The sequence below is a fragment of the Blastopirellula marina genome (assembly GCF_002967715.1).
In the GTDB taxonomy this organism is placed as follows: Bacteria; Planctomycetota; Planctomycetia; order Pirellulales; family Pirellulaceae; genus Bremerella; species Bremerella marina_B.
In genome coordinates this window covers 185,541-198,792 of the sequence record NZ_PUIA01000017.1, presented here as the reverse complement: position 1 = coordinate 198,792, position 13,252 = coordinate 185,541, and the positions used below count along the sequence as shown (strand labels likewise).

Genomic DNA, 13,252 nt, shown 5'->3' with positions numbered 1-13,252 from the left:
GCCGACATTTCGCCACGCGTGTTTCATGACGCACTCGAACAAACGTTTCGAATGCGCCTCTAGCGATCAAGATAACAATTGGCGCAGTTCGTGCCACAGTCATCTATCGGGCAAGTGTCGACGCGAGTCGAGCGGGAGGGGCAACTTTTCTGTGTTTAGGGGATATGAGCACGCTAACGGCTGTTAGGGGCGACTCTCATTCCCCTGAGTATCTACGAGAATTTGTCGTATTCTCGCTCCTCCAATCCGGAAAATTGTTGTGACCCGACCATTTCGGCTCTAGATTCCCAGGTAGGGTGTCAGAAGTTGTCTATGCGTTTTGTGCATGGTAGCCATAGAGAGAATTCATTGGATGAATTACTCTCCATACGGCAGAATCTAGTGAAGTTGACTGGCCGGTGCCCCACAGCGGGCCATTTCAAATAATTTTCAACCCACCGGAGAGATCATGACACGAACCATTCCCATCACGGCTTATTTAGCGAGCTGTGCGGTGATGTGCTTCACCGCATCCGCCGTCGCTCAGCAGCCAACCGCTCCTGCCGGACATCCGAATATCGGATCGGCGGAACCTGCAAGTAAGTGCCCTATTACCGGGGCGATGAACGCTCTATTCACCGCGGCTCATGCCAAGACGGGGGATACCGACAAAATCCCCGAAGGCTACATGGACTCGGGGCCTGTGATGTCCGTCAAGGATTGGTGGCCCAATCAGATCGATTTGAACATCCTTCATCAGAACTCGGTTCGCAGCAATCCCCTCGGTCCTGATTTCGACTATGCCGAAGAGTACCAGAAGCTCGACATCGATGCTGTGAAGGGGGACATCAAGAAGTTGATGACCACTTCCCAGGATTGGTGGCCGGCTGACTATGGTCACTACGGCCCGCTGTTCATTCGCATGGCCTGGCACAGTGCCGGTACCTACCGCGTGACCGATGGTCGCGGGGGTGCTTCCGACGGTACCCAGCGTTTCGCTCCTCTGAACAGTTGGCCCGACAACGCCAGCTTGGACAAGGCTCGCCGCTTGCTCTGGCCGATCAAGCAGAAGTACGGCAATAAGATCTCGTGGGCCGACTTGATGATCTTGGCCGGTAACTGCGCGTTGGAAGACATGGGCTTTGAAACGTTCGGTTTCGCTGGCGGTCGTGAAGACGTTTGGGAACCGCAGATGGACGTTTACTGGGGGCCAGAAAATGAATGGCTTGGTCGCAATCGTTTTGATAGTGAAGGCCAACTCGACAATCCACTGGGCGCGACTCAAATGGGTTTGATTTACGTCAACCCAGAAGGTCCCGGCGGAAAGCCGAACCCGCTGGAAGCCGCTAAGGCGATTCGTGTTGCTTTCGGTCGGATGGCGATGAACGATGAGGAAACGGTCGCATTGATTGCCGGTGGTCACACGTTCGGCAAGGCTCACGGGGCTGCTACCCCAAAGGGTAACGTCGGGCCAGAGCCGGAAGCTGCCAGCATCGAAGAACAAGGTCTCGGCTGGAAGAATACTTTTGGCAAAGGTAACGCGGAAGACACCATCACCAGTGGTTTAGAAGGTGCCTGGACCACCACGCCAGCCGAGTGGTCGCACGACTACTTTGACAACATGTTCAAGTACGAATGGGAATTGACCACGAGCCCTGCCGGTGCCCATCAATGGAAGCCGAAGAATGGTGGTGGCGAAGGGACGGTTCCCGATGCACACGTCAAAGGCAAATCGCATGCCCCAATGATGTTCACCACCGACCTGGCTTTGAAGATGGATCCGGAATACGCCAAGATCTCAAAGCGTTTCCACGAGAATCCGAAAGAGTTTGAAAAGGCGTTTGCCAAAGCCTGGTACAAATTGACCCACCGCGACATGGGCCCCCATGCTCGATTGTTGGGTACCACTGTGCCAGAACCACAGCTGTGGCAAGACCCGGTTCCCGTGGCTGACTACGCGACGATCAATGATGCCGATGTGACTTCGTTGAAGAAAAAGATCCTCGCCGCCAATCTGACGATTCCTGAATTGGTCGAAACTGCTTGGGCTTCGGCTAGCACGTTCCGCGGTTCCGATATGCGTGGTGGTGCTAACGGCGCTCGCATTCGTCTGGCTCCGCAGAAGGATTGGAGTGTGAACAACCCTGAGCAAACCGGCAAGGTGATTGCGACACTAGAAAAGATTCAGCAGGATTTCAATGCTTCGCAGTCAGGCAACAAGCAGGTTTCGTTGGCCGACCTGATCGTGCTGGGTGGTTGTGCCGCCGTGGAAGCTGCCGCCAAGGAGGCAGGGCACGACGTGCAGGTTCCGTTCACGCCAGGACGTACGGATGCAACTCAGGAAATGACCGATGTGGAATCGGTCGCTTACCTCGAGCCAACTTCGGACGGTTTCCGCAACTATATCGGTGCGAATGATCGTGACCGTCGCAAGCCAGAAGAAAAGCTCGTCGACAAAGCCAACTTGCTGACGTTGTCGGCTCCTGAGATGGCTGCTTTGGTCGGTGGATTGCGGGCCTTGGACGCCAATACAGGCGAGTCGAAGGCTGGCGTCCTGACCAGCAAGCCTGGTACGTTGACCAACGACTTCTTCGTTAACCTGTTGGATATGGACACCACATGGCACAAGACCGGCGACAACACGTATGAAGGTCGCGATTATAAGTCGGGTGAGGTTAAGTGGACGGCAACTCGCGTTGATTTGATCTTCGGGTCGAACTCGCAATTGCGAGCCATCGCCGAAGTCTACGCCACCGAAGGTGCGGAAGCACGGTTTGTTGATGATTTCGTCAAAGCTTGGAGCAAGGTGATGGATCTCGATCGCTTTGATGTCGATCGAGCCGATCCAGAACAGTAATCGCTTTCAGGTTGAAATGGGTTTCCCCCGTAACGCGTTCCGCTGCCTAAAGTGGCGGGACGCGTTTATTTTATGGGGGTGCCAATAAAAAAACGGCCTCGGTGGGATGGGTATCACCGAGGCCGTTTCATGAAAAGCTAAAGGGGGGAACGAAGAAAAGAGTGGGGTGGAGTTCGCTCTAGCCGAAGAGTGCCGTAACGGCTTCGGCCTTCACTAGCTCGCGGGGCTGATTCAAATGGTTGTAAACGATCGTTTGGGGATCGATGCCGATCGCATGATACATCGTGGCCAACAGCTCAGTCGGATGAACCGGATCGTTCTTAGGTGCGGAAGCAGTATCGTCCGATTCACCGTAGACCTTACCTCGACCGATCCCGGCACCGGCAAGGCAAGCGGTATAGCAGTAAGGCCAGTGGTCTCGGCCATCGGCGCTGTTGTTGTTGCCTGAGGTGCTTACGCCGCGCTGAGGGCTTCGACCGAACTCACCGACGGCAACCACCAGGGTTTCGTCCAGCATGCCACGGTCGTCCAGGTCGGCAATCAAGGAAGAGAGGCCTGCGTCGAGCATCGGTGCCGACTTGTTCTTCATGCGATTGCTCAAGTCGACGTGATGATCCCAGCTGTGATTGTCGCTGTTGGCGACTTTCGGCCAGATCACTTCCACGACGCGGGTACCAGCTTCAACCAGGCGTCTGGCCAGCAGCAAGCTTTGGCCAAACGTGTTGCGGCCGTAGCGATCGCGCGTTTTGTCGGTTTCTTTGGAAAGATCGAACGCGTCACGAGCCCGGCCGCTGGATATCAGGTTCAGGGCCGTCTCGTAGTATTTGTCCAGGTCGTACGATTCGACTGCTTTGTCGAGGGCTGGCATGCCGGCATTGATCATGTCTCGCAGGCGGGCGCGGCGTCCCAGACGCGTACTGGTTATTTCGGGACGCAGCTTCAGGTCGTCGACGTTGATGCGGTCCATCTTGTTCATGTCCATATCATCTCCCGAGGGGAAGAGATAATACGGATCGTAAGCACGTCCCAGGAAGCCGGCTGTGCCTGACTTGTTGACGACGTTGCTTTCCTGCAGCGGACGCGGCATCATCACGAAGGGAAGCATTGGAACTTCCGGCGGCTTAAACTTGATGATGTTACAGCCGAAATTCGGGAAGTCTTTCGGGGTGGGCGGTTCTAACTGTCCACTCGGGCTGACTTTGTCGGCCGTGTAGCCGGTGTGCATCTGGTAGATGGCCGCTGTGTGATTGAACAGGCCAACCGGGGTGTAGCTCATCGAGCGGATAAGCGTCAGCTTGTCGGTCTCTTGGGCAAGCTTGGGCATGTTCTCGGTCAGGTCCATGCCAGGCACTTTGCTGCCGATACGTTTGAACACGCTTTTTACATTGTCCGGCACATCGTCTTTCGGGTCCCACAAATCCAAGTGACTGGGGCCGCCTTGCAAGTAGACGAGGATGATGCTTTTGGCTTTGCCGAAGTTCGGGCCGTGCGCGCTCGACTCGGCAGCGAGTGCCTGACCAGACTGCAGGTTCAGCATTTGTCCGAGCGACAGCCCAAGCATGGCAGAACCACCCACGCGCAGCAGATCGCGGCGAGTTGGTCCCAAGTGGGAATCGCAAACGTCCTTCGCTTTTCTTCCAGGAATGACCAGCATGGGAATGCTCCTTGGTCAAATTGGGACGTATACCACCACATGTGTGCTGGTAAGCGAGCGGAGGTAGGACAACCCAAAGCTGTCACCAAGTGGGAGATGACATACGAGAGACGAGGTTCTCTCTAACTGGGTAGCCAGCGCTTGCGGGGATAGCGCGGTCCTCAAACCGGAGGCCTGTTAGGATAAACCCCTCAATAACAAGCCTTTCACGGCAGTATGACGCTTTCAAATTGTAATGTCAAGCTTTGCCACTTTTGCATCAAATAGTGGTGGATAAACTTGCATTGTCAGGCCGCAAGCGTTTGCTAGCGGAATTCTATTGGCTGTTGGTCTTGCCAGGGGAGCCGAAGATTTGGTACGTATCGCGCCCGAATTTTTTCGATGCCAAAGGAGGCGGATGATGCGACGTCGAATGCTGAAATGGATTGCCGGTAGTTTTGCTCTGGGTGGTGCCTATGCGCTTGGACAAACGTGGCTCGCACCGTCTCGGCTCGACGCAGCCGATGTGCCCAATTTACAGGAGACGCTTGAAAAGGGCCTATATGCTCGCCTTCCTGAGCACTTCGACTTTATTGAACGTATTGTCCTGCTCGTTCAGCTGGATCGGATCTCGCTGAAGCTGGTCTATTCGACCTTTCAGTGGGCTCTCCGGTTCGAAAAAGGACGCCGTTTCTACTATTTCGAGGCCGCTATGAAAAAGCGTGCTGGCGATTTAGGCGTTGCACTTTAGCCTCATCTATATTCGTAAGCATACGAATTACTTGACCAGTTTGCAGATTCCGCGAAAATCGTGACGAGAAGAGCGATACCTGCACGCTTGTGCGCGGTTGATTCTTTTAGAGCGGCCCCAAAATCCTACCTTTGCCGTTCTCACCCCGGAACAGAACAGACAGAGAGAGTACGAGTATGATCCTTAAGGAATCGACCTGGACCAGAATTACGCAAGTGATTTTGCCTGGGTTAGTTCTCTTTAGTGCGTTGGCTTACATGCACGGCCCTGGTTATCTGGCTTACTTCCAGAAGCAGTACCTTGCTTATAGCATGCCGCGAGATTCGCTGTGGGGGCCGATCAAATACAATGTGCGGCTCAAAGCCGATTTCGTTTCCGAATACGGAGACGATTGCCAAGTGTACGTGCTGACCAATCTCGAACAATCAAAAGACAAGTCAACCAATCGCCAGGAACTGGTCCTGGTCGACAAGTGGAACCGTATCGTCGACCGCCAGGTCGCAACCGATGTGGGAGCTATCCGCAGCACCCATTTGAGCCCTCAAGACGGTTACGCGATGTTGGAAGTGATTCGCAGTGTTCCCGACAACCGCCGCCAGTCCGAGATTTTGCACTATCAGGTGACGGCCGAGCAGATCGCGATGGTCGATAGTGAAACATTTGAGAATGCTCCGGAGTGGGATTGGCACGATGGTTCTCCGCGCCCACGCCATGCCGACGATCGAGGACGCGGTTGGGATGGTCGACGACATTTGACGCCAGAGCAGTTGGAAGAGTGGAATCGTCGTCGTCAGCGGTGGGAAGAGCGGCGTCGTGAGCCTTCTGACGTGGCGCTCACCAAGCAAAAGCGAGACGAAAAGGTCGACCAAGAGCGTGCGCCACGGAAGAAGCGTACTGAAGACGTCAGCGAGGCCGCACGTTCAGATAACAAAAAAGACGTGAAGCGAACGCGCACCATGGGCTCCGATAACGAGCGATTGCTCGATGTCAGCCGTCTTGGAAGGACCGGAGATAAAGCAGCCGAACTCGTTTCGGCTCCACGTTAGCCGCTGATAGGCCTCGGCCATGTTATGCACCACAGCCTTCTCTACGTTGCCATCGGGGCAGTGAATGACCAGGCAGATGTGCTGTGGGATGAATGCGATTACGCGGTGACGCAACTTAGTATCAGTCACCCAAACGGCTGCATTCTCCGCCACGGCGAACTCGCCTGGCAGAACCGCGTAGTCGATATCTTCCAGTTCGTGCGGATCTTCCACGCGATCAAGGTCCACGGTACCAACGAGGCCGTCAATGCAGCTGACAGTCTTCTTGGCTGCGGTATATGCCGGGATCTTGGCAAGCTCTTCGGTCAGGCCGTCGATCCCTTCCACGGCGATCGCCGTTCCGCCGACTGCCTGCAGAACATCACCGAAGTGGGCCACGGCATCGTCGTATTGAATCCAGTCCTGATCCAGGCTCGGCAAGTCGGCCGAAGGGACCAACTGGTTGCGGACCGATTTCAAGATTTGATCTTTGCTGCTCATCACTTGTCGCTTTTCTTCTTCACGCGCTGGGCGTACTGCTTACGAAAGCTTTCCGGCGGAGCTTCCGGCATCTCGCGGTTGCGTCCCCATGGGTTCATCGCGTTGTAGATCAGGAATCGAGGCATCGTTCGCAGGAAGAACTTGCCGACACCTCCGAGCCACGCAAATAACTTGGGACGCTGAAACACGAAAGACGCAATCTGCATCGGCAACGTCTTCGATATCGGTAACTGCTTCTGGTTTTTCACTTCGGTGCGAAGCGTCAGGAGCTGTTCGTGCAGGTTGATTTTCACTGGACAGACATCGCTGCAGCTGCCACAAAGCGTGCATGCAAACGGCAGGGTCTTGTGGTGCTTCGCGTCACGCAGGGGATTGAGAATGGAACCAATCGGTCCGGGAACGGTGGCCGCGTAACTATGGCCGCCGCTACGTCGATAGACCGGGCACGTGTTCATGCACGCACCACAGCGAATGCACTTCAGCGAGTTGCGATAGTCGTCGCTGTTCATCAGCTTGCTGCGGCCGTTGTCGACCAAAACGATATGCAGTTCACCACCTTCAATCGGGCCATGGAAGTGCGAAGAGTAGGTCGTGATCGGTTGCCCCGTCGCGCTACGAGCCAACAGTCGCAGGAAGATGCTGAGGTGATCGACCTTGGGAATAAGCTTTTCGATACCCATGCAGGCAATGTGCACTTTCGGCAGCGAAACACCCAGGTCAGCGTTTCCTTCGTTGGTGCAAACGACAAAGCCGCCTGTCTCGGCGATGGCAAAGTTCACGCCGGTAATGCCGGCATCGGCCTGGCAGAACTTTTGTCGCAGGTGCTGGCGTGCCGATTCGGTCAGGTAGTTCGGATCGTAGTTGCCTTGTTCGGTTTGAAGGTGCTCATGGAACGTATTGCTGACATCTTCCTTCTTCAAGTGAATGGCCGGCATCACGATGTGCGACGGGGGCTCGTTCCGCAGTTGAACGATACGTTCTCCCAAGTCGGTATCGACCACCTCGATGCCGTGCTTCTCGAGCCACGGATTTAAGTGGCATTCTTCGGTGAGCATCGATTTCGATTTGACGATCCGTTTGGTCTGGTGCTTCTGCAGGATCTCCAGCACGATGCGATTGTGCTCTTCTGCATCTTTCGCCCAGTGGACGGTTGCACCACGGGCCGTGGCGTTTTTCTCGAATTCTTCCAGGTAGTCGGCCAGCTTGCTGACGGTGTGGGCCTTGATCTGCGAAGCACACGTACGCAACGTTTCCCACTCCGGCAAGCTTTTGGACATGCGGTCCCGTTTCTCACGGATGAACCACAACGACGAGTCATGCCAATGGGTGCGAGCCTGGTCCTTGTTGAACTGATCGGCGTTGGTCGGGTGATCGTAGCTTTTAATAGCGCTCATTGGGGTACCTCGTATCCGGCGAGGATCTCGGCGATATGCATGACGCGGATGGGCTGCTTGTCGCGTTTAATAAGTCCGGCCAGGTGCATCAAACACGACATGTCGCCGGCAGTCAGAACTTGTGTGCCGGCTTGCAAGTGGTCGGCGATTCGGTCGCGCCCCATGGTGCAGCTCACCGCTTCTTCTGAAACCGCAAACGTGCCGCCAAAGCCACAGCATTCGTCCTTACGTTTCAACTCGGCGAACTCAACTCCTTCGAGCAGGGCGAGTAGTTGTTTAGGCTTGTTGAATTCGGGGATGTTCAATTCGCTGTCGCTGGCCAGACGAAGTTCACGCAAGCCATGGCAGCTGGAATGGAGCCCTACTTTGTATGGAAACTTTACCGGCAGTGCGTCGACCTTCAGCACATCCACCAGGAACTCGCACAATTCGTAAACTTGAGTGCGGAGGGTTTCGTACCTGGCATTGTCGTGCAGCAGATGATGGTAGTGATTCTTCACCATCGACACACAGCTGCCACTGGGGCAGACGACGGCATCGAAGCCAGAGAAGATCTCGACAAACCGCTCGGCCAGCGGTAACGCATCGGTGTCGCAGCCGCTGTTGAGCATCGGCTGCCCACAGCATGTTTGCGCTTCCGGAAAATCAACATCGACTCCGAGTTGCTCTAACAGATCTAAGGTGGCCATCGCCACACGCGGGTAGAGTTGATCGATGTAGCAAGGAACGAAAAGGGCGACGCGCATGATAACTAAAGAGCAGGGGACTCGAAGGAGCTAAACCGGGGCAGGCAGATGCTTAACAGTATAACCGCTTAGCCGATCTTTCCGACGCGGATCAACTGAATGCTCGCGATTTTTCCTTGATCGTGTCCGATTGAGTCAAATCGGTGACGGAAAAATCTACCCGCAACACGTTCCCTGTGGCCGATTGATGAGGTGGGGTTGGATGCCCCGACAGAATCTCCAGGCACTGTTGGAGCCGGGTGCTGTCAACCAGGTTGCCATGGCCGTCATCCGAGATCGACAAGCGTAGCAGGTCGTCCTCTTGAATGAGTTCCAGTTCAATATTCTGGGCGAAGCGGTTACGGCGTGTTTGATCGAGTACCTCGCGAACCAATTGAATCAGCGCGCACTCGCTCAAAGGGGTGAGCCGGTCGAATTCGACATCGTGATGAAAGTGGACGCGGTCGACCGATGCCTCTAAGCGATCGGCCAGGCGTTGCATGCTGGCGATGACTCCTTCATCTTGAACTAACGATGGTGACAGGCAGTTCATGACGCGTCGAGTCTGATACAGGCTGTCCCGAATCAGGTCGATCGTTCCGTCCAGCGTGTCCCCGTCTGTGTCCAGTCGTTGATTGAGGGTTTCCAATTGGAAAAGGGCGGACGTCAAATTCGGCAAACTTAAGTCGTGCAGGTCGAGGGCCAGTAATTGCTGTTCGTGGTCCTGGTCGGCCCTCATGAACTGTAGAAAAGCTTTATCTTCCAGCAACTCGGCATGCAGATGACGGAGTGTATCGAGCTCGATCTTCAGCTGTAAATTCTCGGAAGGGACATCGATTTGTCCTTGGGCCTGGCCATCGCTGCCAGGGCGTAAGGCCAGTAACATGGCCGCCGTAATAGCGATCGCCAATAGTGCAAAAATCGTTGTGAATACTAGACTTGGGAGCAGTGTTGGCACGACGGATGCAGTGATCCCACAGGCCACGGCGAGGAGTCCTAACGCGGAGATGATGACGCAACATGTTCGTTTGGCACGCACAGTAGGATGTCCTCAACCGGGCAGTTTGCGAGGGAGAAATCTTCTGTGTTGTTGATAACACTCGGCAACCAAGGAATCAGCCCCTCCCTCAGGTTGCTTGTCCAGGTTGCTTATATATTTTGCCTAAAATACACAAGAACCTAATTCAACCTGGGTAGTGCAACCGTTAGAATCGAACTTTGCCAGTTAAAGCTGATGAATGACCTACTGTTAAAGAGGCGTCGGGTGAGACGCCCTTAAAGCCCACTTGTTTTCAGAAAGTTTCTGGGGGAAAGATTGATGATGCTCCGTGTTGTGTTAGTTCTTACGATGACCTTCTTGAGCATTCCGCAGTTTGCGGAAGCCGGTCGGCGCCACTGCAATGCGTGTGCGGCGCCATGTGCAACCAGCTGTGACACTGGGTGTGGCACGGCCTCTTGTTCTTCGTGCGGTGAAGCCGCACCTGTAACGATGGTCGAAAAGACCGTCATGGTACCGACGACGGTGATGGAAACTCGCACCGTGACCAAGACTGTTTGCACGCCCGAAACTCGGGAGCAAACCTACAAGGTCTGCAAGCGCGTTCCAGAAACCAGCTACGTCACCAAAGAGTACACCGTGACTGTTCCGACTTGGGAAACCAAGCTCGTTGAATACACGGTGAACAAGCCTGTATACGAAACCAAGACCGGCACGAAAACGGTCATGGTCCCCGTAACCAAGACGAAGATGGTCGACTACTGCGTCCAGAAGCCCGTCTACGAAACCAAGACCGGTACCAAAACGGTTATGGTTCCTGTGACCAAGACGAAGATGGTTGACTACTGCGTTAAGAAGCCAGTCTACGAAACCAAGACCGGTACTAAGACGGTTATGGTTCCAACCTGGGAAACCAAGACGGTTGAATACACCGTTTGCAAGCCAGTCTATGAAACCAAGACCGGTACCAAGACCGTGATGGTTCAAGATTGGGAAACCAAGGTTGTCGACTACACGGTTAGCAAGCCAGTTTGGGAAACCAAGACCAAGACTTGCACCGTGATGGTTCCTCACCAGGAAGAACGCACCGGTACCAAGACCGTGTGCAAGATGGTTCCAGAAACCGTTACCAAGACCCGCTGCGTTGATCGTGGTTGCTGGCAAACCAAGTGCAGCACCGACTGCTGCGGTTGCCCAACTGCCTGCAAGGTTTGGGTTCCTAACGTTGTCGAAGAAGCCTACGAATGCACGGTCATGAAGCAAGTTACGGAAGAAGTTCCGTACACCTACACCGTGTGCGTTATGAAGCCAGAAGAACGTACTTCGACTTACAAGGTCTGCAACATGGTCACCGAGACCAAGCAGAAGGAAGTCAAGCACATGGTTTGCCGTCCAGAAACTCAAGAGTACACCTACCAGGTGTGCAAGATGGTTCCTGAAACGCTGACCAAGGAAGTCAAGCACAAGGTTTGTGTTCCCGAAACTCGTGAATACACCTACCAGGTCTGCAACTACGTGACCGAGACCAAGCAGAAAGAAGTCTCGTACACCGAATGTGTTCCGGAAACGCGTGAGTACACCTACCAGGTGTGCAACATGGTTACCGAAACCAAGCAGAAGGAAGTTTCGTACACCGAGTGCGTTCCAACGGCAAAAGAGTACACCTACCAGGTGTGCAAGATGGTTCCGGAAACCATGACCAAGGAAGTGAAGTACATGGTCTGCAATACCGAAACCCGCACGAAGGAAGTTCCGGTTACGACCTACAAGACCGTGTACGAAGACAAGGTTCGCACGTACACCGTTATGGTTCCACACACCGTAACTGAAGAAGTTCAGGTTCCGGTTTGCAAGATGGTTCCTAAGACCATCCAGGTTCCAGCTTGCGGCACCAGCTCGTGTGCTCCTGCTTGCAGCAGCTGCGGTACCTAAGCTTCGGCTTACGCCTGATTAGATCGAAATCCAAAAGCCTGAGATCGAAAGGTCTCAGGCTTTTTTCATGCGCCGATCCATGGATCCACAACAAAAAATGGTTCCGCTATTAAGGGATGCTTAGAACGCGGCAGGTCCCAGGTATTTAAACCGAGGCTCTTCCTGGCCTTCGATGATCACGGATTCAACAAACATGGCCAGCGGCCTCACCCACAGGCTCTGATCGCCGTAATCCTTGCGATAAACGACCATGGGCTCCTCGGTCTCGCTATGCCGGGCAATGCCCAGCACGACGTACTCAGGGCCTTTGTAATGACGATAACGGCCAGCAGGTACTTGTTGCTGCGAAGAATCCGACATGGGCTAAGAAAGCCTCTCGAAGAACTTGGGAGGGCAACCAATCGGCCCTCGACCAAAGAAAAGAAAGGGTGGGTAGAGGGATTCGAACCCACGACCCCTGGAACCACAATCCAGTGCTCTAACCAGCTGAGCTATACCCACCACAATCGAAGCGACTTATCTTAAATGCCGCCCCGGGTTTCGTCAATTGGCCGGTTCGGCTGATTTCTGCAAAACCAACCGATTTCATGATTTACGACTATCCGTCGACGATGAACGGGAAGTTTTCGTCTGCATCTGCCTGGGAAAGTTGTACCAGAAACGGGGCCAGGCGGCTGACCAGCAGCTCCATAAGTCGCTCCCCTTTTTCGGCCGTCGCCTCGTGAGGATTGCCAGATCCGCTGTTGGTCGTCAGTAAGTGCCAGGGGCGAGTGATCGAAACCCAGCCATGCTCGAGTGCCTTCATCTGCATCGACCTGGTTGCTCCGGAGTCGGCGTCGAACGATCCGTCTGGTCGTCTGGCGACCAACTCTGGCCGATAAGCCAGGATCATTGAGGTTTCCATCTCGCCAGCGTGGTCTTCCTTGTGCGTGAAGATCTCGTGGTATTCCTGGTCGCTAAAGGATTTAAACCAGTTGCATAGAAATACGTGGGCTTCTGTCTTCCCGTATAGTTGGCGCAGCAATGGTTTCATCTCGTTTCCGCCGTGGCTGTTCAGCAGCACCACCTTCTTGATCCCGCTTTGCACCAGTGATTGGATCAGGTCGGTAACGACGGCAAAAAGGGTTGACGGATCAAGATTCATCGCCAGCGGAAACTGCCGCATGTTGGTTTCGGTGCCATAGGGAACGGTTGGCAAAAGAATGACTTTGGCTCCCTGGTTGTGGGCTGCCTCGCAGATCCGTTCTCCTATCTGGGTTCCTTCGTAATCGTCCGTTCCGTAAGGCAAGTGCAGGTTGTGCGGTTCGGTGGCACCCAGGGGAAGCACGGCCACTTCGTACTGGGTGTTCTTCACGTGGCCGTAGTTAACTTCAGAGAGTTTCCAAGGGCGAGGGGCAGACATCGGTGAGGCTCCAACAGGAAGGAAGGGAAGTGGAGGAGCCTTCGATTTTAAAGTCT

Annotated in this window: 10 protein-coding genes and 1 tRNA gene; 3 read left to right on the top strand and 8 right to left on the bottom strand. The window is 54.5% G+C overall.

Features of this window, described 5'->3' with window-relative positions; genetic code table 11:
• Positions 1-448: 448 nt before the first annotated feature.
• Positions 449-2,836, top strand: coding sequence for a catalase/peroxidase HPI (gene katG / locus C5Y96_RS06785; protein ID WP_105351257.1), 2,388 nt, complete (start codon positions 449-451; stop codon positions 2,834-2,836).
• 178 nt (positions 2,837-3,014) lie between these two features.
• Here the strand turns inward: katG and C5Y96_RS06780 are convergent, their stop codons facing one another.
• A complete protein-coding gene (locus C5Y96_RS06780; RefSeq protein WP_105351254.1) occupies positions 3,015-4,490 on the bottom strand; it encodes a DUF1501 domain-containing protein in 1,476 nt (491 codons plus the stop codon).
• A 397-nt stretch (positions 4,491-4,887) separates the two neighbouring features.
• On the opposite strand from C5Y96_RS06780, the gene C5Y96_RS06775 reads away from it, so the two are divergent.
• Positions 4,888-5,220 (top strand): hypothetical protein, encoded by a 333-nt coding sequence (locus tag C5Y96_RS06775; protein WP_146115547.1) that lies wholly within the window; start codon positions 4,888-4,890, stop codon positions 5,218-5,220.
• A 920-nt stretch (positions 5,221-6,140) separates the two neighbouring features.
• Here C5Y96_RS06775 and C5Y96_RS06765 read toward each other — a convergent pair.
• The 4 genes from C5Y96_RS06765 to C5Y96_RS06750 all read right to left on the bottom strand — a co-directional run bounded on the left by C5Y96_RS06765 (position 6,141) and on the right by C5Y96_RS06750 (position 9,775).
• Positions 6,141-6,746, bottom strand: a complete 606-nt coding sequence (locus C5Y96_RS06765) for a lactate utilization protein C (protein ID WP_105351247.1) — start codon at positions 6,744-6,746, stop codon at positions 6,141-6,143.
• Positions 6,746-8,140: a lactate utilization protein B gene (locus C5Y96_RS06760; RefSeq protein ID WP_105351245.1), complete on the bottom strand. Its 1,395-nt coding sequence runs from the start codon at positions 8,138-8,140 to the stop codon at positions 6,746-6,748. The genes C5Y96_RS06765 and C5Y96_RS06760 overlap by 1 nt, the downstream gene beginning before the upstream one ends.
• Entirely contained in the window at positions 8,137-8,886 is a 750-nt protein-coding gene (locus C5Y96_RS06755) for a (Fe-S)-binding protein (protein WP_105351243.1), read from the bottom strand. Before C5Y96_RS06755 ends, C5Y96_RS06760 begins: the two co-directional genes overlap by 4 nt.
• A gap of 91 nt (positions 8,887-8,977) precedes the next feature.
• Complete coding sequence (locus C5Y96_RS06750) at positions 8,978-9,775, bottom strand: sensor histidine kinase (RefSeq protein ID WP_105351240.1); 798 nt, start codon at positions 9,773-9,775, stop codon at positions 8,978-8,980.
• A 597-nt stretch (positions 9,776-10,372) separates the two neighbouring features.
• Here C5Y96_RS06750 and C5Y96_RS06745 point away from each other — a divergent pair.
• Complete coding sequence (locus tag C5Y96_RS06745; protein WP_158261121.1) at positions 10,373-11,794, top strand: hypothetical protein; 1,422 nt, start codon at positions 10,373-10,375, stop codon at positions 11,792-11,794.
• Positions 11,795-11,914: 120 nt separating this feature from the next.
• On the opposite strand, the gene C5Y96_RS06740 is transcribed toward C5Y96_RS06745, so the two are convergent.
• The 3 genes from C5Y96_RS06740 to C5Y96_RS06730 all read right to left on the bottom strand — a co-directional run bounded on the left by C5Y96_RS06740 (position 11,915) and on the right by C5Y96_RS06730 (position 13,196).
• Positions 11,915-12,154 (bottom strand): DUF1653 domain-containing protein, encoded by a 240-nt coding sequence (locus C5Y96_RS06740; protein ID WP_105351236.1) that lies wholly within the window; start codon positions 12,152-12,154, stop codon positions 11,915-11,917.
• Positions 12,155-12,221: 67 nt separating this feature from the next.
• A tRNA-His gene (locus C5Y96_RS06735) sits at positions 12,222-12,295 on the bottom strand.
• Between the two features lie 97 nt (positions 12,296-12,392).
• Entirely contained in the window at positions 12,393-13,196 is an 804-nt protein-coding gene (locus tag C5Y96_RS06730) for a creatininase family protein (protein WP_105351234.1), read from the bottom strand.
• Between the last annotated feature and the right edge of the window lie 56 nt (positions 13,197-13,252).